Origin of the sequence: Streptomyces sp. NBC_01092 (assembly GCF_045039535.1) — a bacterium.
Classification (GTDB): Bacteria; Actinomycetota; Actinomycetes; order Streptomycetales; family Streptomycetaceae; genus Streptomyces.
Map to the genome: position 1 here is coordinate 4485452 of NZ_CP108659.1, position 21814 is coordinate 4507265.

Here is a 21814-nt window from a genome sequence, read left to right on the forward strand (position 1 = left end):
ATCACACCCCCGCCCGCTTCTGCGCCTCCTCCACCAGCCTCACCGCGTCCTCGACCTCACCCTCGCTCGTCAGTACGACCGCCAAGTCGTGGGCGGCGACGGTGATCTGGTCGGCCGCCGCGAACATCCCGGCATCGGGCATGACCCGGGGCTCGGCCCCCGGCGCCTCCAGGACCTGGGCCCGACGTGCCAACTCTCTGGCCAGCGCCAGCGCCTCGGCGGCCCCGTTCCGCTGCAGCCGGCTCTGCGGCGCCGCCCTCAACCGGTCGGCGAAGTGATCCACGGCTCTGGTCAGACGCGTCGTATCAACCACGCCGCGAGCGTACGCGACTGTTGCCAACGGGCGAACGCTCAGGCACGGTGACCTGAAGGACCGGCTTACATCCCCTTTGCGTCCGGAGGCGCCGATGTCCCACGTCCTCTCCGAGGAGACCCACCGCAACATGCTCGCCCGCATCCCCCACTGCACCGGTCGTGAAGTCTCCGACTGGCTGCGCACCGTAGAAGAAGGCCCGGCCCTCGTCCGCTTCGAGGAGAAGGTCAGCTGGCTTCGGCACGAATACGACCTCGCGTACGGCCACGCGAAGGCGATCGTCCACGAGTACGACCTGAGGAGGGCGGCGCGCAAATTCCTCTAGCGCGCATACGACGAAGGGCCCCGGTACGTACCCGGGGCCCTTTGCTGCAAAGCCGTCTTGCCGCAAACCGTCGCAGACTAGTCGCTGCTGTTGAGGATCGAGATGAGCCTCAGGAACTCCATGTAGATCCACACCAGCGTCAGGGTGAGACCGAAGGCCGCCAGCCATGCCTCCTCGCGCGGAGCGCCGTAGGCGAGTCCGTCCTCGACCTGCTTGAAGTCCAGGGCGAGGAAGCAGGCGCCGAGCAGGATGCCGATGACGCCGAACAGGATGCCCATCGGGCCGCTGCGGAAGCCGAGTCCGTCACCGCCGCCGAAGACGGCGAACAGCAGGTTGATCGCCATCAGCATGATGAAGCCGAGCGCGGCCGCCATCACGAAGCCGACGAAGCGGCGGTTGACGCGGATCCAGCCTGCCTTGTACGCCACCAGCACCGCGGCGAAGACCGCCATCGTGCCGAGCACCGCCTGCATGGCCGCACCGCTGGCGATGCGGTTGTCGACGACGCTGGAGACCACGCCGAGGAACACGCCCTCGAACGCGGCGTACGCCAGGATCAGCGCGGGTGTCGCCTTGCGCTTGAAGGACTGGACGAGCGCCAGGACCATGCCGATCAGACCGGCGCCGATGGCGATGCCGTAGGACCGGCTGATGTTCGCGTCGTCGACCGGCAGCAGCGCCCAGGCGAGGGCGGCCGTGACGATCAGGGTGCCGAGCGTGGTGCCGGTGCGCAGGATGACGTCGTCCAACGTCATCCGGCCGGTGGTGGCCGGGGCCTGCGGCGGTGCGCCGTACTGAAGGTCCTGCTGGGCGTAAGGGTTCTGCGCGTACGGGTTGCCGGCCTGCGGCTGGGCGTACGGGCCGCCCTGCGTGCCGACAGCGGTGCCCCCGGCCTGCGGCGCGGTGTTGAAGCCCGCGTAGCCGTTGTCGCGGCTGAACCCCCGTCGCGAGAAGACCGGGTTGCTGCTCCTCATTTCACTCCTCCATGGCCGCCATGCGCGGGCCTTGGCTCAAGAGTAATAGGTTGGCAAAGGATTGACCCTAGTACTTGGGGAGGATCTTTCCCTCGTCGTGCTGGCCAACACGCTACGCGGCCGGGTGATTCCCGGCCACGACGGGGCTCATTCATGACCAAGCTGCGACGTGGCCGGAACCGGCCGGAGATCATCCGTTTGCCTCACCCGAACGGGAACCCGGTGTACCCCTCCGCCAGATCCGTCTCGGCCGCCCTCGACGAGGCGATCCGCTCCAGCCGCGCCCGCTGGATCCGGTCCTCGAACGGCGTGGCACCTGGGGCACGGTGCAGCAGCGTCGTCATGTCGTAGGAGAACCGCTCGGCCTGCCAGACGCGGCGCAGACAGGTCTCGGAGTAGGCGTCGAGGAGCTCCGCCGAACGGGTCTCCCTCTCGTGCGTCAGCGCCCGCGCGAAAGTGACGACGTCACCAATGGCCAGATTCAGCCCCTTCGCGCCCGTGGGCGGCACGATGTGCGCCGCGTCACCGGCCAGGAAGAGGCGGCCGTGCCGCATGGGTTCGTGGACGTAGGAGCGCATGGGCGTGACCGACTTCTGGGTGATGGGGCCGCGCTCCAGGCGCCAGTCGTCGGCGGTCTCGAAGCGGCGCTCCAGCTCGTCCCAGATCCCGTCGTCGCTCCACGCCCCGGCGTCCGTGCCCTCCGGGACCTGGAGGTAGAGGCGGGAGACGGACGGGGACCGCATGGACAGAAGGGCGAAGCCGCGGTCGTGGCGGGCGTAGACCAACTCGTCGTGCGAGGGGGCGACGTCGGCGAGGATGCCGAGCCAGCCGAAGGGGTACGTCCGCTCGAAGACGCGGACCAGCTCCGCGGGGATCGCCTTGCGGGACACACCCCAGAAGCCGTCGCAGCCGACGACGTAGTCGCACTCCAGGACGTCCTCGACGCCCTCGTGACGGAACCGCACGCGCGGGCTGTCGGTGTCGGCGTCCTCCACCGCGAGCGCCTCGGCCTCGAACAGCAGCGGGCCGCCCTCCTTGAGTTGGAGGGCGATGAGGTCCTTGCAGACCTCGGTCTGGGCGTAGACCATCACGGACCGGCCGCCGGTGAGGGCGGGGAAGTCGACGCGATGGCGCTTACGGTCGTGGCGCAGTTCTATACCGTCGTGGCGCAGCCCCTCGCGGTCCATCCGCTCCCCGGCGCCGGCCGCGCGCAGCACGTCCACCGTGCCCTGCTCCAGGATTCCGGCGCGCTGGCGGTGCTCGACGTAGGCGCGGTCGCGGCTCTCCAGGACGACCGAGTCGATGCCGACGCCGTGCAGCAGCCGCGCGAGGAGGAGTCCGGCGGGGCCCGCTCCGATGATGCCGACGGTGGTGCGCATCGGTCGCTTCCCTTCTCAGCGTTCGCATGGTGAAGTTTCATTCACCACATCTCGATGCGAGTCTCCGGCCGCACCCGCCCGCTGTCAACGGGTGCGGTGAACTCTTGAAGCAAGAGAGGGGTCTCGGAAGTGCCCAGAGCCGGACTTGAACCGGCACGCCCGCGAAGGGGCAGCGAGGTTTAAGCTCGCCGTGTCTGCATTCCACCATCTGGGCAGGCCATGGGCTCCGCATCGAGGTCCCGAGCCTATCGGGATACATCCCCCGAACAGCGGACGGGCGGACCGATGTTGTCTTATTTTATTGACGTCTGAGGGTGCATCAGCCCACGGAACACGCCATCCGCACTTGCCAATAGCCTTCCGTGCGGCAGTCGGCGGCGCATACGGAATGACGGAATTTCACCGTCCAAACAAGGACGCTCCACCTGTTCCCGAACCGAACAGGTGTCAGGGGTGCCCGTCATCCTCAGGTATGACACGACCGCCTCCGGTCCATCCGCAGTCTGCCTTCGGAACCAGAACAGGGACGGACTACACGGCGTCCTCCGGCCGGGACGATGGACACGTCCTTCGAACACACCGCCGTCCCTTCAGGAGCGTTCTACTCGTGACCACCGCACCCATCGCAGACCGGGCCACCTCCGTGGCCGCGCGTGCCACGGATCTGTCGAAGATCTACGGACAGGGTGAGACCCAGGTGGTCGCCCTGGACCGGGTCTCCGTCGACTTCCGGCAGGCCGAGTTCACCGCGATCATGGGCCCCTCCGGCTCCGGCAAGTCCACGCTGATGCACTGTGTGGCCGGACTGGACACCTTCTCCTCCGGTTCGGTCCGCATCGGCGACACCGAGCTCGGCTCCCTGAAGGACAAGCAGCTCACCCAGTTGCGCCGGGACAAGATCGGCTTTATCTTCCAGGCGTTCAACCTGCTGCCGACACTGACCGCGCTCGAGAACATCACCCTTCCGATGGACATCGCGGGCCGTAAGCCGGACAAGCAGTGGCTGGACACGGTGATCCAGATGGTCGGTCTGCGGGACCGGCTCAAGCACCGCCCCGCCCAGCTCTCCGGCGGCCAGCAGCAGCGCGTCGCCGTGGCCCGTGCGCTCGCCTCCCGGCCCGACATCATGTTCGGCGACGAGCCGACCGGAAACCTCGACTCGCGCTCGGGCGCCGAGGTGCTGGGCTTCCTGCGCAACTCCGTACGGGAGTTGGGGCAGACGGTCGTGATGGTGACCCACGACGCGGTGGCCGCCGCGTACGCGGACCGCGTGATCTTCCTCGCCGACGGACGGATCGTCGACGAGATGTACCGGCCGACGGCGGACAACGTGCTCGACTTCATGAAGCAGTTCGACGCGAAGGGCCGGACCAGCTGATGTTCCGTACAGCCCTGCGCAACGTGTTCGCGCACAAGGCCCGGCTCCTGATGACCGTGCTCGCCGTGATGCTCGGCGTCGCGTTCGTCTCCGGCACCCTTGTCTTCGCGGACACCCTCTCCAACGCCTTCCGCAACCAGTCGGCGAAGAACTACGACGACACCGCCGTCGCCATCACCTCGTACGCGAACCCGGACGAAGCCAAGGAAGAGCCCGGCCTCTCCCGGAAGACCCTCGACAAGATCTCCGCGGTGGACGGCGTCGACGCCGTGTACGGCCGCGTCAGCGGCTTCGCCGGGGTCGCCGACCCCGACGGGAAACTGATCGGCGTCGGCTGGTCCAACAAGGGCTCCAACTTCACCCCCGGCAAGGACGGCAAGGACCCCGCCTACACGTTCACCGACGGCTCCGGCCCGGTGAAGGACGATCAGATCGCCCTGGACAAGGACTCCGCGACCAAGGGCGAGTACAAGGTGGGCGACCGGGTCCGGGTCGCCACGAACGGGCCGGTGCAGGAGTTCACCCTCAGCGGCGTGTTCACCACCGAGGACGGCGCCGTGAACGCCGGCGGCAGCCTCGTCCTCTTCGACACCGCGGTCGCCCAGAAGCAGTACCTCAAGGTGGGCTACTTCGAGGAGGCCACCGTCAGCGCCGCCCCCGGCGCGGACGACGCGAAGGTCCTGAGCGCGGTCAAGCCGCTGCTGCCGGACACCGCCGAGGCCAAGACCGGCCAGGCGCTCGCCGACGAGCAGGCCAAGCAGATCGAACAGGGCATGGGCAGTCTCAAGCAGGTGCTGCTCGGCTTCGCGGGCATCGCGTTGTTCGTCGGGATCTTCCTGATCTCCAACACCTTCACGATGCTGGTCGCCCAGCGCACGAAGGAGATCGCCCTGATGCGCGCCGTCGGTGCGTCGCGCAAGCAGATCACCCGCTCGGTGCTCGCCGAGGCCGCGGTGGTGGGCCTGGTCGCGTCGGTGATCGGCTTCGTCCTCGGCATCGGGCTTGCGGTGGGTCTGCGGTCCGGCATGGCCGCGTTCGAGATGAAGATTCCGGACGGCCCGCTGGTCCTGTCCGCCACACCGGTGCTCGCCGCGATCGGCGTCGGTGTGCTGATCACGATGCTCGCCGCCTGGCTGCCCGGCCGCCGGGCCGCGAAGATCCCGCCGGTGGCGGCCATGAACAGCGTCCACGCGGCGGCCACCACCAAGTCGCTGGTGGTGCGCAACTCGATCGGCGCGGCCATCACCGCCCTCGGTGCGGTCGGGATCGTGCTGGGTGCCTCGTCCGGCGGCGACGACGGCCGGATGCTCATCGGGGCGGGCGCGTTCTTCGCGCTGATCGGTGTGATCGTCCTGATCCCGCTGCTGTCCCGGCCCGTGATCGCGCTCGTCCGTCCGCTGCTCGTCGGTCCCTTCGGGGTGGCCGGGAAGCTGGCCGGCCTCAACGCGGTCCGCAATCCGCGCCGTACCGGAGCCACCGCCTCGGCGCTGGCGATCGGTCTGACGCTGGTGACCGGCCTGTCGGTGCTCGGTATCACGGTCGGCACGGCCATCGACAAGATGACCACGGACAACATCAAGGCCGACTACATGGTCTCGATGGCGAACGGCGGGGACCTCGACCAGTCCGCACTGACCGCGCTGGAGAAGGCCAAGGGCGTCTCCGCGGTCTCGCCGCAGCAGGACGCCTACTTCCAGGTCAAGGACGACTACGTGTCCGCCTCCGCGGTCACCCCGGGCGACATCCAGCAGGTCCTGAACGTCGACGTCGTCAGCGGCAACGTCGACTCGCTCGCCAAGGGTCAGATCGCGGTCGCAGAGAAGACGGCCAAGAGCAAGGGCTGGAAGACCGGCGACAGCGTCCACGTCACCTTCGACGACGAGAAGAAGGCCACGCTCACGGTCGGCGCCATCTACAAGGACAGCGAGTTCCTCTCCCCCGTCCTCGTCGACACCAAGGTGGTGAACGAGCACGAGACGAAGCCGTACATCCGGCAGATCTTCGTGAAGACGGAGGGCGGCGAGTCCGCGGCGAGCGAGAAGGTCCTCATCGACGCGCTGGGCGACAACCCCGCGATCAAGGTCATGGACCAGCAGGACATCCGCAGCGAGTTCGGCGGCGCCATCAACACCCTGCTGAACATCATGTACGGCCTGCTGGCGATGGCCCTGATCATCGCGGTGCTGGGCGTCGTCAACACCCTCGCGATGTCGGTCTTCGAACGGCAGCAGGAGATCGGCATGCTGCGGGCGATCGGTCTCGACCGCCGCCGCGTGAAGCGGATGGTCCGGCTGGAGGCCGTGGTCATCTCGGTGTTCGGCGCGGTGGTCGGCATCGGCCTCGGCTCGTTCCTCGGCTGGGCGATCGGCGAGACCATCGCCGAGCAGATCCCGGGCTACCGGCTGGTCCTGCCCTGGGACCGGATCGGCATCTTCCTGGTGCTGGCCGCACTGGTCGGCGTCCTGGCCGCGCTGTGGCCGGCCCGCAACGCGGCGAGGCTGAACATGCTGAACGCGATCAAGGCCGAGTAACCGGGCCCCGGCACACCGAAGGGCCGGGCTTCCCCACGACGGGGGAGCCCGGCCCTTGTCCGTGCCGACCTCCTACGTCCTCCACTCGCGGGCCCGCAGCGGCATCCCGGAAGCACCGGAATCGGGTGTCCGCAGGGCCAGCACCTGGTTGACGCCGATGCGGTTGCGCTCGAAGGCGAGCGCACAGGCCGCCATGTACAGCCGCCAGACGCGGGCGCGCCCGCCGCTGGTGAGCTTGACCGCCCGAGCCCACTCCGTCTCCAGGTTGGCGACCCAGCGGCGCAGGGTCAGGGCGTAGTGCTCCCGGATCGACTCGACGTCGCGCACCTCGAAGCCGGCGCGTTCGAGCTGGGCGACGGTGACGCCGATGGGCTGGAGCTCACCGTCGGGGAAGACGTAGGAGTCGATGAACTCGTCGACCTCGTAGGAGGATTCGTCGCGCTGCGGCCGCCGGCCGATCTGGTGGTTGAGCAGCCGCCCGCCGGGCTTCAGGAGCCGGTGCAGCACATCGGCGTACTCCAGATACCGCTCGGCGCCGACGTGCTCGGCCATGCCGATGGAGGAGATGGCGTCGTACGGCCCGTCCTCGACGTCCCGGTAGTCCTGTACGCGGATCTCCGCCTTGTCGGTGAGCCCCTCGTCGGCGATGCGCTTACGGGCGTAGGCCGCCTGCTCCTGGGAGAGGGTGATGCCGACGACGCTCACGCCGTACTCGCGGGCGGCGTGCAGGGCCATGGAGCCCCAGCCACAGCCGACGTCGAGCAGCCGCTGACCGGGCCTCAGGCCGAGCTTGCGGCAGATGAGGTCCAGCTTGTCGCGCTGGGCGGTCTCCAGGGTGCTGTCCGGGGCGGGCCAGTAGGCGCAGGAGTACACCATGGACGGGCCGAGGACGATCTCGTAGAAATCGTTGCCGACGTCGTAGTGGTGGCTGATGGCGCGCCTGTCGGTGCGCTTGGTGTGCAGATGGCCGTGCCGGCGCACCTCCTCGGGCGGCGGCGCGGGCGGAAACGGCAGTCCGCCGAGCTTGACGAGGCCGCGGACGGCGGCGCGCACCTCGGGGTCCCGAAGCGCCTGCGCCAGGCTCCGGGCGTCCTCGCCCCGCTCCCACACGAGCCCCGCGAGCAGATCGAGAGCCGTGTAGAGATCCCCCTCGATCTCCAGGTCCCCGGCGACCCAGGCCCGGGCGAGCCCCAGTTCGCCGGGCTTGAACAACAGCCGCCGCACGGCACGGCGGTTGCGTACGACGAGGGTCGGCGCGCCCGGCGGACCCGCCTGGGAACCGTCCCAGGCGCGGATGCGCACCGGGAGCGGCACTCCCAGCACCTGTTCGAGAAGCCCCTTCAGCCGCACCGCGGCGTCTGCCATGGCGAGCACCTCCGTGAAAAAGGATCCCGGAATGTCCAACACCACGTAAACACCTGCGGGGCCCGATGACAGTCCCCCACGCGCGTTACGGATGGGCAAAAAAGGTGCAGGAGCCACTCAGTTGGCCCGTCCGATGGCTCGTCCGACGCATGCGTCCGAGAACGCCGAAGGACCTCCCGCACCACGGATGGCGGGAGGTCCTTCGGTTGGTTCGGCGACCGGCGGGGCCGGCCGGCAGGGTCAGGAGGCCTTGGCCTTCTCGCCCTTGTCGGCGCTGCTCGCGGCGGCGACCGGGGCCGGCTTGGCGGCCTCGTAGAACTCCTCGCGCGGAGTCTCCAGCGCGCCGAGCGCCACGACCTCGCGCTTGAGGAACATGCCGAGGGTCCAGTCGGCGAAGACGCGGATCTTGCGGTTCCAGGTCGGCATCGCCATGCCGTGGTAGCCACGGTGCATGTACCAGGCGAGACGGCCCTTGAGCTTGATCTTCATCTTGCCCATGACGATCATCGCCACGCCCTTGTGGAGGCCGAGGCCGGCCACCGCGCCCTTGTTGGCGTGCGAGTAGTCCTTCTGCGGGAAGCCCCGCATACCGGAGATCACGTTGTCGCCGAGGGTGCGGGCCTGGCGCAGCGCGTGCTGGGCGTTCGGCGGGCACCAGGCGTTCTCGTTGCCCGCCTTGCGGCCGACGAGGTCCGGGACCTGGGCGTTGTCGCCGGCGGCCCAGATGTAGTCGGTGCCCTTGACCTGGAGGGACGGCTCGCAGTCGACGTGACCGCGGGGGCCGAGGGGCAGACCGAAGCGGCTGAGGGCCGGGTTCGGCTTGACGCCGGCGGTCCAGACGATCGTGTTGGAGTCGACCTCGAGGCCGTTCTTCAGCACGACGTGGCCGTCGACGCAGGACTCCATGGAGGTGGAGAGGTAGACCTCGACGCCACGGGCCTCGAGGTGCTCCTTGCCGTACTGGCCGAGCTTCGGGCCGACCTCGGGAAGGATCTTGTCGGCAGCGTCGACGAGCACGAACCGCATGTCCTCACGGGACACGCTGGTGTAGTACTTGGCCGCGTCGCGGGCCATGTCCTCGACCTCACCGATGGTCTCCGCACCGGCGAAGCCGCCGCCGATGAAGACGAAGGTGAGCGCCTTGCGGCGGATCTCGTCGTCGGTGGTGGAGTCGGCCTTGTCGAGCTGCTCGAGGACGTGGTTGCGCAGGCCGATGGCCTCCTCGATGCCCTTCATACCGATGCCCTGCTCGGCGAGGCCGGGGATCGGGAAGGTGCGGGAGACCGCGCCCATCGCGATGACCAGGTAGTCGAAGGGCAGCTCGTACGCCTCGCCGACCAGCGGGGCGATCGTCGCGACCTTGCGGTCCTGATCGATGGTGGTGACCCGGCCGGTGAGGACCTCCGCCTTGGGCAGCACGCGTCGCAGCGGGACGACGACGTGGCGCGGGGAGATGCTGCCGGCGGCGGTTTCGGGGAGGAAGGGCTGGTAGGTCATGTACGACCGGGGGTCGACGACCGTGACGGTCGCCTCTCCGTAGCGCATCTTCTTGAGAATGCGCCGAGCTGCGTACAGGCCTACGTACCCACCGCCTACTACGAGGATCCTGGGACGCTCCGTGGTGCTCATGCCATCGAGTATCCACCTGCCTCAGGGGGGTCGCTCGTGCGCCCCTTCACAAGCTCTTGCAGCCCCTGTGCTACACTCCCCGGCCCGCGTGACACAGGTCATGGTCACGATGGGGAACCGGGAAGCGCTATGCCCCGTTGTCAATGCCGCGTGAGCTGCCTCTCTGGGTCTTCGGGCCTCGCGTGAGCGGACCGCGACACCCTCCGGAGAGAGACTCCCGAAGCCTCTTTACACGGTCCATCTGAACATGTTCAAGGGGCCGTTCACCCCTCGGAAGGGTCAACCGACACCTATCCGTGGTCCGACAGGGCCGAATTCCTTGTGAAGAACTTCACGAACTTTCTTCGGCGGGTACCCGTGGCGGGTTGATCGGGGCCCCGAAAGCCCCCTCGGAGGCGCTCATACGCTAGCCGACCTGCTCAGCCGAAAGCTACCCACCGGTAGGGAAACGAGACCCGAACCACCCCGAGACGGCAATCTGAGGCACCGTCACCCGGTCGGCCACACTCCGCGCGAAATTGATCAGAAGGGCACATAACGTGCAGCCATGATCACCTCACAGAAGGCCCCCAAGCGGGCCGTCAAGCGAATAGTCTCGGTCGGCGCTGCCCTCGGCATCGCCCTTGCGCTGGGGACGGCGGTCGCATCCACCGCGGCAGCGACACCCGCCACCATGAACACCTCGGCCGTACAGTCCGCTCCGGCCTACGGCGGCCATGGTGACGACGGAGGGTGCAGCGGCCTCCTCGTCATCCTCTGCAACTGACGGACGGCTCGTACGGGCTCGACGCGGGCGGCCCCGGTCCCTCTTCACGAGGTACCGGGGCCGTTCCGCGTCCGCGCAAGTGCGTTGCCCGCTCGCCCTACTGGGGCGCCTGCGCCACCTCGAAGGCGATGCCGTCGAGGATGTCGTGCTCGCTGACGACGACCTCCTCGGCGCGGGTCCGCTCCATGATCGCGAGCAGCACCAGCGCGCCGGCCGCGATGACGTCGACCCGCCCCGGGTGCATGGAGGGAACGGCCGCACGCTCGGCGTGGGTGGAGTGCAGCAGCCAGTCGGTGATCTCGCGGACCCGGTCGACGGTGACCCGGGAGTGGTGGATGCGCGTGGAGTCGTACTCCGGCAGGTCCTGCGCGATCGCCGACACCGTGGTGACCGAACCGGCCAGCCCCACCAGCGTCTTCGCCTCGCGCAGCGGCACGCTCTCCTCGGCGAGGTCGAGGGCCGCCTCGATGTCGGCCCGCATCGCCGCGATCTGCTCCGCGGAGGGCGGGTCGGAGACGACGCCGTCGCGTACGAGATGACGCTCGGTCATCCGCACACAGCCGACGTCCACGGAGCGCGCGGCGCGCATGTGCTCCTCGCCGACGACGAACTCCGTCGAGCCGCCGCCGATGTCCACGACGAGGTAGGGCCGGTGCAGGTCCGCACGCCCCGTCAGCTCCTTCGTCGCGCCCGTGAAGGAGAACTCGGCCTCCTGGTCGCCGGTGACGACCTCGGGCGCGACGCCCAGGATGTCCACGACGCCGCGCACGAACTCGTCCCGGTTCCCGGCGTCCCGCGTGGCGGAGGTGGCGACGAAGCGCAGCCGCTCGGCGCCGTGCTCCTTGATGATCGCCGCGTAGTCACGGCACGCGGCGAAGGTACGCTCCAGCGCCTCGGGCGCCAGCCGACCCGTGCGGTCCACGCCCTGGCCGAGGCGCACGATGGTCATACGCCGGTCCAGATCGACGAGTTCACCACTGTCCGGATCGACGTCGGCGACGAGAAGCCGGATGGAGTTGGTACCGCAGTCGACGGCGGCGACGCGGGTCACTTGCTGTCCCCCTCGTTCGTGTCGTCCGCACCGAAGAAGCCGCCGCCGTTGGCGCCGAGCTCCGTGCTGAGGTCCTGCTGCGACGCGAACGGGGGCACGCACGATCCCTTGAGCCACCACTGAGGCAGCATCTCGATCGCCTCGTCGCCCAGAGGGTTGACCCCGGGCCCGGCGGCCAGCGAGTGCGCGACCAGGACATGCAGGCACTTCACCCGGTCCGGCATGCCGCCCGCGCTCGGGAAGCCCGTCAGCTCCTCGATCTCGTCACGGCGCCGGATGTAGTCCTCGTGCGCGGAGCGATACGCGGCGGCCAGCTCCGGGTCGGTCTCCAGCCGCGCCGACATCTCCTTCATCACGCCGTTCGCCTCCAGCGTGCCGATCGCCGAAGAGGCCTTCGGGCACGTCAGGTAGTACAGCGTCGGGAAGGGCGTGCCGTCGGGCAGCCGAGGCGCCGTCTCGACCACGTCGGGCTGCCCGCACGGGCACCAGTGAGCGATCGCGCGCAGCCCGCGCGGAGGACGGCCGAGCTGCTGCTTGAAGGCCTCGACGTCCGCGTCGGTGGGTTCGGTGCGCGGGGTGGGCGGCGGGGGCGTTTCCATGCCTGTCTTTCTATCGGTTCGGTTCTCGCTGGGCGGCGGCGTCGGCCTTGTCGACCCCGCTCCAGATCTTCGCGTACCAGGGAAGGGCGGCCGCGCTCTGGTCGGTCCGCGCCTTCTTGGCCGCGTCCGGGTCGACCACGATGTAACCGGTCTCCCCGGGCATCACATAGTGCAGCCGCTGCCGGATCTGCTGCTCGGCGTACTTGTCGTCCTGCCAGCGTGCCTTGATGTCACGCAGGTCCTCGACGCGCTGGGCGGCCTCCTCCTTCTGCCGCTGGAGGTCGGCGATCTCGGCGCGCTGGGAGACGTACTGCCTTATGGGGTAGGCCAGCGCCACGACGAGGGAGCAGACCACCAGCGCGAGCAGCGCGGCGCGCGAGGTGAGCCTGGAGCGCCGGGCCTGCCGCTTGGTCTGGGAGCGGTAGACGCGGGCCGCCGTCTGCTCGCCGAGCAACCGGATCCTGGTCGCGGTGGAGAAACGGTCCCGGTCCTTGACGGCCATCGGCTCTCCGCCTCCCCTTTCACGTGCGTACGTCCCCGCACACGGTACGGGACCGAGTACGGGGACGTACGTACGACGCTGCTCTGGGGCCTGTGTCAGCCCTTCGGTCAGCCCTTGAAGCGCGGGAAGGCCGAGCGGCCGGCGTACACCGCGGCGTCGTCGAGGATCTCCTCGATGCGCAGCAGCTGGTTGTACTTGGCGACGCGCTCGGAGCGGGCCGGGGCGCCGGTCTTGATCTGGCCGCAGTTGGTGGCGACGGCCAGGTCGGCGATGGTGACGTCCTCGGTCTCGCCGGAGCGGTGGGACATCATGCACTTGAAGCCGCTGCGCTGGGCGAGCTCGACGGCGTCCAGGGTCTCGGTGAGCGAGCCGATCTGGTTGACCTTGACGAGCAGCGCGTTGGCGGCGCCGTCGTCGATGCCGCGGGCCAGGCGCTCCGGGTTGGTGACGAAGAGGTCGTCGCCGACGATCTGGACCTTGTCGCCCAGCTTGTCGGTGAGGACCTTCCAGCCGGCCCAGTCGTCCTCGAACAGCGGGTCCTCGATGGAGACGAGCGGGTAGGCCGCCACGAGCTCCTCGTAGTACTCCGTCATCTCGGCGGCGGAGCGCTCCTTGCCCTCGAAGAGGTACTTGCCGTCCTTGTAGAACTCGGAGGCGGCGACGTCGAGCGCGAGGGCGATCTGCTCACCGGGGGCGTAGCCGGCTTCCTTGATGGCCTCGAGGATGAGGTCGAGGGCCTCGCGGTTGGAGCCGAGGTTCGGGGCGAAGCCGCCCTCGTCGCCGAGGCCGGTGGCCAGGCCCTTGCTCTTCAGGACCTTCTTGAGGGTGTGGTAGACCTCGGTGCCCCAGCGCAGCGCCTCGGAGAAGGACTCCGCGCCGATCGGCGCGATCATGAACTCCTGGATGTCCACGTTGGAGTCGGCGTGCGAGCCGCCGTTCAGGATGTTCATCATCGGCACCGGCAGCAGGTGCGCGTTCGGGCCGCCCAGGTAGCGGAACAGCGGCAGGTCGCTGGCCTCGGAGGCGGCGTGGGCGACGGCGAGCGAGACGCCGAGGATGGCGTTGGCGCCGAGGGAGCCCTTGTTGTCGGTGGCGTCCAGGTCGAACATGGCCTGGTCGATCAGGCGCTGCTCGGTGGCGTCGTAGCCGACCAGCTCGGGGCCGATCTGCTCGATGACGGCGAGGACGGCCTTCTCGACGCCCTTGCCCTGGTAACGGTTGGGGTCACCGTCGCGGAGCTCGATGGCCTCGAAGGCACCGGTCGAGGCGCCGGACGGAACGGCGGCACGACCCGTGCTGCCGTCGTCGAGGCCGACCTCGACCTCGACCGTGGGGTTGCCTCGGGAGTCCAGGATTTCCCGGGCTACGACGACGTCGATGGACGGCACGAGCATCTCCTTCTTCGGATGTGACGCGGGTACGCAGACCGCGGAGGGTGCTGCGAGACGAGCCTAACCGGCCCGGGGGCTTCGGCCAGTGGTCGACCGCCCCGTGGACAGAACCGAGAGCGAATTGTTTCCGAACGGAACAAAAACCCGCGGTGGCGGACACCGTGCCGGACGGCGGTCCGGGAGCCGGCGCAAAAGAAAGCCCCGCCCCGGTGCGTACGGGGGAAAACGCACCGAGGCGGGGAGCTCGCGGGGACGGGGGTGACCCTCACGACGCCTTCACTATCAGCACCACGGATATGAAGGCGCTGTGGTTCAACTGTCGCGCAGGTATTACTTCAGGTGCAGCTGCTGACCGGGGTAGATCAGGTTGGCGTCCTCGACGATGTCCTTGTTCAGCTTGAAGAGCTTCTCCCAGCCGCCCTTGACGTCGTGGTCCGCGGCGATCGAGCTGAGGGTGTCACCCTTGACGACCTTGTACTCGCCGTCGCCCTTCTTGACCTTCTTGCCGGTCGGGGTGGTGACGGTCTTGGTGCTCTTCTTCGCGGCCGGACGGTCGGCGGAGCGGGAGGCCGACTGCTGCTCGGTGGAGCGGGTGGTCGACTCGGTGCTCTGCGAGGAGCCGCCGGTGGAGGAGCCGGAGTACGCGGCGCTCGACAGGCCGACGCCGCAGTTCGGCCAGGCACCCTTGCCCTGGCCCGCGAGGACCTTCTCGCCTATCTCGATCTGCTGGGCCTTGGTGGCCTGGTCGGCGGTGGAGGCGTACTGGGTGCCGCCGTACGCGGCCCAGGTGGAGGCGGAGAACTGCAGACCGCCGTAGTAGCCGTTGCCGGTGTTGATCGACCAGTTGCCGCCGGCCTCGCACTGGGCGACGGCGTCCCACTCGGAGGCGGTGGCGGCCGAGGCGCTGCCGGCCGCCATCAGCGGGGCGGCGACGGCGGCGGCACCGGTGACGCCGACGACGGCGATGGCGCGAGCGGTCTTGGACGGACGACGGTGCTTGCCCTTGCTGGAAAACAGCATGGAGAGATCCCCTCACCGACGCCTGCGAGGTGAGCTGTCGGGTTCGGGCCGGTTGAGTTGCCCGGCCGCGCACGTCCGCCTTTCGGCTCGCGTTGCGCGGCTCCACCCCAAGCCGGCTCCGGCTGCGCGGCCCCGAAGGGCCTCAACTACCGGACCCGGCGCAAACCTTGGGTCCCCCGCTCCTGCCTACGGCGCTTTACGCGACGACTGTTCCCGTACGGCCGCCGGCAGGATTCGGCGTGACGGCTGTCGGGGCTCACTCTGGTGGCGAGCGGTCCCGACCGTAGACACGCGATTCGCGGAATGACAAAGACGATCAGGGCTTCTGAGATCTATCTCTCACTACATTCAAAACGGACATTCATCGCGAAATGTGACGCGAACTCCCGCTGTTTTTCGCCCTGTTCGACCGCTATTTGACAGGGACGTCCAGGGTCTGACCGGGGGCGATGTGGTTCGCGTCGACCCCTATGGCCTTCTGGTTCGCCTTGTACAGCGCACGCCACCCGCCGTCGAGGTCAAGGGAGTCGGCGATGGAGGCGAGAGTGTCGCCCTCGCGGACCTCGTACGAGGCGTGGCGACCGGTGGACTTGGTGGCCACCTCGGAGGTGTTCTCGTCGGCGCTGGGGCCGCGGTGCCGACCGGCGCCGGCCGTCACTCCCTCGACCGCGCCTTCGGTCGCGCCGTCGACCGAACTGGTGTCGACGAGACCCCAGGAGCCCGCATCCTGCGACCAGTTGTCCTGATTGTCCGCCTTGGGCGTCTCGACGGGCGAGCTCTTCGGCGACTGCAAGTCCGTCGCCTCGGGGGACGCATCGGGCTTCGAGGACTTGTCGGACTTGGAGGATGAAGACGGCGAAGAAGAGGACTTCCCGGGCGATTCGGACGAAGCGTCGGGAGTGCCGCTGGCCGACTTCGAGGGGTCGCCGGACGGCGTCGATGCGTCGGGGGAACCGCTGGAGTCGGAGGAGTCAGAGGAGTCGGACTCCGGCGACGCATCAGACGAATTCGACGAGCCGGACGAATCAAGCAATCCGGAGGATCCGGACACCTCGGAGGGCGAGTCGTCGTCCACTCCGGTGTCGAGGTCGATCGATCCGGACTTCTTGGTGAGCCCGTTGAGCACGGCGCACGTGCCCCAGGGGCTGGTCCCCTGGTCCGCGAGGATGTCCTGGGCCACGGCTATCTGCTGGGAGCGGCTGGCCAGGTCGGGGCTGGAGGCGTAGTCGAGACCGCCGTACTGCTCCCAGTCCTCCTGGGTCAACTGGAGTCCGCCGTAGTGTCCGTTGCCGCTGTCGGCGCTCCACGAGCCGCCGCTCTCGCACTCGGCCACCTTGTCCCACACGGTGCCGTCGGCGGCGCTCGCGCCACTGGCGCCGAGGAGCGGGATGGCGATTGCGGACCCGGTCACTCCGGCCGCGACGAGGAGAGCCGGAGCCTGACGGGGGCGACGGTGACGACCGTTCCCGGAGAGCATGCGGGGACCTTTCACGAGACAGCAGAGAACGCGGCGCTTGAAACCTGGGCGCCTTGTTGATCCGTGAACGTATAGGCAGACGATCACTTGTCACAAGTTAATGCCGCGTAGATCACGTGAAGATCACAGAATTGAGCGCGATTCACGTTTTCGGCGGTGGACACACTCACCCAACTGGGGTGAACTCCACCGGAAGCGTGCGCAGTCCGCGCATGATGAGGCCGCCGCGCCATCTCAACTCCCCTGGGTCCACTGCGAGTCGGAGGTCCGGGAGGCGGGTGAGGAGCGTGGCGAGGGCGGTCTGGCCCTCCAGCCGGGCGAGCGGGGCGCCGAGGCAGTAGTGGATGCCGTGGCCGTAACCGAGGTGCTGGTTGTCGCGGCGGCTGAGATCGAGCACCTCCGGGTCGGCGAACCGCTCCGGGTCACGGTCGGCCGCGGCCAGGACGACGAGGACGGGGTCGCCGGCCGCGATGTCCTGCCCGCCGAGGCTGAGCGGTTCGGTCGCGAAGCGCCAGGTGGCGAGCTCGACGGGGCCGTCGTAGCGCAGGAGTTCCTCGACGCCGGTCTCGAGGAGGTCGGTTTCCCGGGCGGCGAGGGAGGTCTGGAGGCGGGCGCGCTGCTCGGGGTGGGTGAGCAGGGCGTAGGTGCCGTTGCCGATGAGGTTGACGGTCGTCTCGAAGCCGGCGAACAGCAGGATGAAGGCCATGGCCGCGGCCTCGTTCTCGGTGAGGTGCTCACCGTGGTCGGAGGCGCGGATGAGGCCCGAGATGAGGTCCTCGCCGGGGTCGGGGGTGGCGGGAAGTGCCTCGCGCTTGCGGTGGATGAGGTCGGCCAGATACCCGCGCATCTTCTTCACGGACCGCGCGACCCCGCCCCTGGGGCCGCCCTGGTGCCGGATCATCATGCCCGCCCAGTCCCGGAAGTCGTCCTGGTCCTCGCGGGGGACCCCGAGCAGGTCGCAGATGGCGTAAATGGGGAGGGGGAAGGCGAAATCGTGGATGAGGTCGGCGCTCCCCTCCGCCGCGAACCGGTCGATGAGCTGATCGGTGAGCTCCTGCACCCGGGGCGCGAACTCGGCGACCCTGCGGGGCGTGAAGGCCTTGGAGACGAGCCGGCGCAGCCTGGTGTGGTCCGGTGGATCGATGTTGAGCAGATGCGTCATCAGCTCGGCCTTGCGCTCCCCCGGGATACCGGTCTTTCCCTTGGCGTGCGCGGGCTCGTCGTGGTGGGCCGGGTTCTTGGAGAGCCTGCTGTCGGCGAGGGCCTGCTTGGCGTCGGCGTACCGGGTGACCAGCCAGGCCTCCACCCCGCTGGGGAGCCGCGTCCGGCGCACGGGGGCGTGGTCCCGGAGCCAGGCGTAGGCGGGGTAGGGGTCCGTCGCGAACTCCCAGGTGAAGAGTTCGGGGGCCTCGGTGAGGGGGGTCGGGGGGTGGGGCTGGTTGGTCACTCCTTGACGGTATCCGGAGGGGGGAGGGGTGCGGCCGGGTGGTGGGCGAGCGTGCTCGGCCCGCAGGCCCCCGGCGTGCCGCCGCCGAGCCCCCGCCGTGCCGCTGTTAGGAGGACACCCCTTCCACCGCCCGTACCGCGTCCCGGTACGTCCGTGCCGCCACCCGCAGGGCCGCCTCCGGGTCCACGCCTGCCGCCTCGGCGCGGACCGCCATCGCGAGCAGTTCGTAGCCGAGGCCCTCGCCGGTGGGCAGCGGGACGTCCAGGCCCGCCGTGCGGACCCGGGACGCCAGCTTGGCCGCGAGGGCCAGGCCGGGCTGGCCGAGCGGGATGCCGTCCGTCACCGACTCGCGCTGCTTCTCGGCCGCCTTCGTGCGCAGCCAGTGCTCCTTGACCTCCTCGGGGGTCGTAGCCGTCTCGTCGCCGAAGACATGGGGGTGGCGGTGGATGAGCTTGGTGACGATGCCGGCGGCCACGTCGTCGATGGAGAAGGGGGCCTCCCCGTCTTCGGCGCGGCCTTCCTCGGCGATGCGGGCGTGGAAGACGACCTGGAGGAGGACGTCGCCCAGTTCCTCGCGGAGTTCGTCGCGGTCGCCGTCCTCGATCGCCTCGACGAGTTCGTAGGCCTCCTCAATGCCGTACTTCGCCAGGCCCTTGTGGGTCTGCTGGGAGGACCACGGGCACTCGACGCGGATGCGGTCCATGACCTGGACGAGGTCGAGGAGGCGGGCGCCTGGCAGGTCGTAGGAGGCGGGGAGCAGTTCCAGATCCGGCATGGACACACGGCCGCTGCCGGCGAGGCGGGCGAGGCCGTCGGTGAGCGCGGGCTCGCCCTCGCCGGTCGCCACGACCACGACTGTGCGGCCGCCGGCGCAGGCGTCGATCAGTTCCTCGGCGGTCGGGGCGGCCTCGTCGAGACGTATCCCGGCCTCGCGCAGATACGGCAGCTGCGGATGGGCGCCGTCCGCGCACAGCACTCGGTCGGCGGAGCGCAGTGCCTGCCAGGCGGGCCAGGAGAGCAGACCGGGGGCGACGCGGTGGCTGGTGGTGAGCAGGACGATGCGGCCGGGGGCTGCGGCTTCGGGACTGGTTGCGTTCACGATCCGAACGTAACCCAAGCGACCGACGACCCCCTGAGTTATCCACAGGCCGGGCGGCGGCTCCGGGATTGTCCACAGGGGGTGGGGTCCGGGCGGTGTCGCCGTCCCTTACGGCCGGGGCCGGGGGCGGGGGCGGCCCCGGCCCCGGCCGGTCGTCACATCGCCTGCGGTGTCCCCGCCGCCGTCACCTCGCGCACCCACGGCGTCTTCGCGTCCGCCCGGCTGCTCTTTTGGACGTCCCAGGTGCCGTAGCGCGGGTTGACGTCGATGGAGAGCTTCTTGGACGCCGCGGCCAGGGCGTTCCAGAAGGCCGGCTTGCCGGTGTCGGTGCCGAGGCTGGTGGCGAGCTTCTGCGCCTCCAGCTGGAGGCGGAGGTTGTCGTCGAGGCGCTGCGGCGGGATGCCGTACTGCTGGAGCCAGGCGGTCTCCAGGGCCTTGGATCCGCCGACCTGGCCCTCCAGGTCGGCGCGCATCTGCTGGATCTCCTTGCGGGTGACGCTCACCCCGGCGTCCTTTGCGGCCTCGTGCAGCACCTCGTCGAGGACCATGTTGTGCAGGACGTCGCGCGGGAGGCTGCCGGACTTGGCGATGACCTGCGCGTATGCGGCCTCGTCCGGTACGGCCGCGCGCTGGGCCTCACGTACCTCGCTCACCCTGTTCTCCAGCTGCGAGACGGTGATCCGCTGGCCGCCGACGACGGCTGCCGCACCGGGGTGCGCGTCGCTTCCGCAGGCGGTGAGCAAAGGCGCCGCGACGATCGCGGCGGAGAGGAGGAGCGCGGTGCGACGGCGGCGGTGCAAGGAGACCTCCCGAGGAAGAGCTTGTGCGACGGTGCACAAAGTCTTGCGGTGATCGATGGTAGGCAGTGGGCAAGCTCTGGCCAACCCATTGGACCAACGATTCACCAGGACTTCGGGCACCGCGCACGCCGCCATGCGGGGGTCAGCCCGTGGGGTTGGAGCCGCTCTGGCAGGGCGGCTGGGCGGGCAACGCGAACCCGAAAGGGCCACAAAGATCCTTCAACCCGCGGCAAAAACTAGCCGCGCACCTGCCCCAGCCACTGCAGGGTGCGCCGCACCTCCGCCGCGACGGGGTGGCCGGGGCCGTGCAGGCGCTCGACGTCCATCAGCAGGCGGGCCAGGGTGTCATGGGCGGCGGGACGGTCGCCCACGGCGAGCAGGAGGTGGCCGATGCGGCGGCGGACGTCGTGGGCGAGCTCGGGGTCGCCGGAGACGTACTGGTTCTCGTAGTACGGCAGCAGCGCGCGGTACTCGGTGAGCGCGGCGGCGGGCTGGCCGAGCTGTTCCAGGCACTGGGCGACGTCGTAGCGGAAGCGCAGGGCCTGCGGGTCGGCCTGACCGGCCTCGCCGGCGCGCTCGTCGGCGAGGCGGCGCAGTTCGGGCAGTGCGCGCCGGTACTGGCCGTCGTCCATGAGCGTGGCCGCGTACTGCTTGCGCAGGGTGCGCACGACCGGGGAGTGCTCGCCGTGCTGTTCGGCCGCGGTGGGCAGGATCGAACCCAGGATGTCGACGGCCTGGGTGATACGGCCCTCGCCGAGCAGGCGCTTGACCTCGTCGACGGCGCGCGCGACGTCCGGCTTCTCGGTGGCCGGAGGGACGGGGGTGGCGGGCGCGGGCTGCGGTGCGGGGGTGCGTGCACGGTCCGGCCAGGGGGCGTGCGGGCGCAGGAAGGGGCGGGTGGGGTCGAGCGGCGCTCCGGAGGGGGTGCCGCGCGCGGGCAGCAGCGGCGCCAGGTCCTCGTACACCTCCTGCGCGGAGGCGGGGCGGTGCTGCGGGTCCTTCGCGAGCAGCCGCAGGACCAGCGCTTCGAGTGCCTCGGGGACCTCGGGGCGGGCGCGGCGCACGGGCAGCGGCGGCTCGTACAGGTGCCGGTGCAGCACGCCGAGGGCGGTGGAGCCGGAGAACGGCACGTCTCCGCTGAGGAGTTCGTGCATGAGCACGCCCAGTGCGTACAGGTCGGTGTACGGGCCGACCGCGCCGCCCATCGCCTGCTCGGGGGCCATGTAGGCGGGCGAGCCGATGGGCGTGCCGGTGTGGGTGAGGCGGGTGGTGTCGGCGTCCATGACGGAGGCGACGCCGAGGTCGAGGACGGTGACCGTGCCGTCCTGCTTGACCATCAGATTGCGCGGCTTGAGGTCGCGGTGCACGATCGGCACCGCGTGCACGGCGCTCAGCACGGCGCACAGCTGCGCGGCGACGGCCACCGCCCACTCCCAGGGGTACTGGTCACGCCCGGCGAGATGAGCGGCGAGGTCGACGCCGTCGACGTACTGCATGACGAGGAACAGCTCCTCGCCCTCGCTGCCCGCGTCGTGCACCGTGACCAGCCCGGGGTGGTCGACCTGCGCGGTCACCCGGCACTCGCGCACGAACCGGCGGCGCAGTTCGTCCGCCTCCTGCCCGGCCACCTTGTCGGGGCGCAGCAGCTTCACCGCCACGCGCCGGTCGAGCCGGTCGTCGTAGGCCGTCCAGACCTGGCCCATGCCGCCCTGTCCGATGAGCGCGGACAGTGCGTAGCGGCCGGCGACGACACGTCCTGTCGTCACGG

Annotated in this window: 19 protein-coding genes, 1 tRNA gene and 1 riboswitch; of the genes, 4 read left to right on the forward strand and 16 right to left on the reverse strand. The window is 69.6% G+C overall.

From position 1 onward, the window contains the following. Nucleotide 1: 1 nt before the first annotated feature. Entirely contained in the window at nt 2–313 is a 312-nt protein-coding gene (locus OG254_RS20100) for a hypothetical protein (protein ID WP_405583602.1), read from the reverse strand. Nucleotides 314–407: 94 nt separating this feature from the next. Between OG254_RS20100 and OG254_RS20105 the strand changes: the two genes are divergently transcribed. Beyond that, the gene (locus OG254_RS20105) at nt 408–638 is read left to right on the forward strand and encodes a DUF4287 domain-containing protein (RefSeq protein ID WP_030049879.1); all 231 of its coding nucleotides are present in this window, start codon (nt 408–410) and stop codon (nt 636–638) included. Between the two features lie 77 nt (nt 639–715). On the opposite strand, the gene OG254_RS20110 is transcribed toward OG254_RS20105, so the two are convergent. From OG254_RS20110 to OG254_RS20120, 3 genes are all read right to left on the reverse strand, one after another. Next, nucleotides 716–1612, reverse strand: a complete 897-nt coding sequence (locus tag OG254_RS20110; RefSeq protein WP_405583604.1) for a Bax inhibitor-1/YccA family protein — start codon at nt 1610–1612, stop codon at nt 716–718. 203 nt (nt 1613–1815) lie between these two features. Then, nucleotides 1816–2991 carry a 4-hydroxybenzoate 3-monooxygenase gene (locus tag OG254_RS20115; RefSeq protein WP_405583606.1) on the reverse strand — a complete coding sequence of 392 codons (1176 nt, stop codon included), beginning with the start codon at nt 2989–2991 and terminating at the stop codon, nt 1816–1818. A gap of 130 nt (nt 2992–3121) precedes the next feature. Continuing rightward, nucleotides 3122–3205 (reverse strand) — tRNA-Leu (locus OG254_RS20120). A gap of 393 nt (nt 3206–3598) precedes the next feature. Between OG254_RS20120 and OG254_RS20125 the strand changes: the two genes are divergently transcribed. Together OG254_RS20125 and OG254_RS20130 are read left to right on the forward strand one after the other, a co-directional pair. Continuing rightward, the gene (locus tag OG254_RS20125; RefSeq protein ID WP_351194464.1) at nt 3599–4369 is read left to right on the forward strand and encodes an ABC transporter ATP-binding protein; all 771 of its coding nucleotides are present in this window, start codon (nt 3599–3601) and stop codon (nt 4367–4369) included. Next, a complete protein-coding gene (locus tag OG254_RS20130) occupies nt 4369–6900 on the forward strand; it encodes an ABC transporter permease (RefSeq protein WP_405583608.1) in 2532 nt (843 codons plus the stop codon). The genes OG254_RS20125 and OG254_RS20130 overlap by 1 nt, the downstream gene beginning before the upstream one ends. A gap of 72 nt (nt 6901–6972) precedes the next feature. Here the strand turns inward: OG254_RS20130 and OG254_RS20135 are convergent, their stop codons facing one another. Beyond that, nucleotides 6973–8265 (reverse strand): class I SAM-dependent methyltransferase, encoded by a 1293-nt coding sequence (locus OG254_RS20135; protein WP_405583610.1) that lies wholly within the window; start codon nt 8263–8265, stop codon nt 6973–6975. A 240-nt stretch (nt 8266–8505) separates the two neighbouring features. Then, nucleotides 8506–9894, reverse strand: coding sequence for an NAD(P)/FAD-dependent oxidoreductase (locus OG254_RS20140; RefSeq protein ID WP_405583612.1), 1389 nt, complete (start codon nt 9892–9894; stop codon nt 8506–8508). Between the two features lie 547 nt (nt 9895–10441). Here OG254_RS20140 and OG254_RS20145 point away from each other — a divergent pair. After that, nucleotides 10442–10660, forward strand: a complete 219-nt coding sequence (locus tag OG254_RS20145; RefSeq protein ID WP_405583614.1) for a hypothetical protein — start codon at nt 10442–10444, stop codon at nt 10658–10660. A 97-nt stretch (nt 10661–10757) separates the two neighbouring features. Here OG254_RS20145 and OG254_RS20150 read toward each other — a convergent pair whose 3' ends face one another. From OG254_RS20150 to OG254_RS20195, 10 genes are all read right to left on the reverse strand, one after another. Continuing rightward, complete coding sequence (locus OG254_RS20150; RefSeq protein ID WP_405583616.1) at nt 10758–11711, reverse strand: exopolyphosphatase; 954 nt, start codon at nt 11709–11711, stop codon at nt 10758–10760. Beyond that, nucleotides 11708–12310: a DUF501 domain-containing protein gene (locus tag OG254_RS20155; RefSeq protein WP_405583618.1), complete on the reverse strand. Its 603-nt coding sequence runs from the start codon at nt 12308–12310 to the stop codon at nt 11708–11710. Before OG254_RS20155 ends, OG254_RS20150 begins: the two co-directional genes overlap by 4 nt. 10 nt (nt 12311–12320) lie before the next feature. Further along, on the reverse strand, nt 12321–12812 hold the full coding sequence (locus OG254_RS20160; protein WP_351194474.1) for a septum formation initiator family protein: 492 nt from the start codon (nt 12810–12812) through the stop codon (nt 12321–12323). 107 nt (nt 12813–12919) lie between these two features. After that, nucleotides 12920–14206 (reverse strand): phosphopyruvate hydratase, encoded by a 1287-nt coding sequence (eno, locus tag OG254_RS20165; protein ID WP_351194476.1) that lies wholly within the window; start codon nt 14204–14206, stop codon nt 12920–12922. A gap of 327 nt (nt 14207–14533) precedes the next feature. Next, complete coding sequence (locus OG254_RS20170; RefSeq protein WP_405583620.1) at nt 14534–15223, reverse strand: transglycosylase family protein; 690 nt, start codon at nt 15221–15223, stop codon at nt 14534–14536. A 4-nt stretch (nt 15224–15227) separates the two neighbouring features. Continuing rightward, a riboswitch (cyclic di-AMP (ydaO/yuaA leader) is annotated at nt 15228–15427 on the reverse strand. 208 nt (nt 15428–15635) lie between these two features. After that, complete coding sequence (locus tag OG254_RS20175; RefSeq protein WP_405583622.1) at nt 15636–16700, reverse strand: transglycosylase family protein; 1065 nt, start codon at nt 16698–16700, stop codon at nt 15636–15638. Nucleotides 16701–16866: 166 nt separating this feature from the next. After that, nucleotides 16867–18147: a cytochrome P450 gene (locus OG254_RS20180; protein ID WP_405583624.1), complete on the reverse strand. Its 1281-nt coding sequence runs from the start codon at nt 18145–18147 to the stop codon at nt 16867–16869. A gap of 106 nt (nt 18148–18253) precedes the next feature. Next, entirely contained in the window at nt 18254–19246 is a 993-nt protein-coding gene (locus OG254_RS20185; protein ID WP_405583626.1) for a nucleoside triphosphate pyrophosphohydrolase, read from the reverse strand. 155 nt (nt 19247–19401) lie between these two features. Continuing rightward, nucleotides 19402–20046, reverse strand: a complete 645-nt coding sequence (locus tag OG254_RS20190) for a SurA N-terminal domain-containing protein (RefSeq protein WP_405583628.1) — start codon at nt 20044–20046, stop codon at nt 19402–19404. A gap of 236 nt (nt 20047–20282) precedes the next feature. Then, the gene (locus tag OG254_RS20195; protein ID WP_405595097.1) at nt 20283–21776 is read right to left on the reverse strand and encodes a protein kinase domain-containing protein; all 1494 of its coding nucleotides are present in this window, start codon (nt 21774–21776) and stop codon (nt 20283–20285) included. Between the last annotated feature and the right edge of the window lie 38 nt (nt 21777–21814).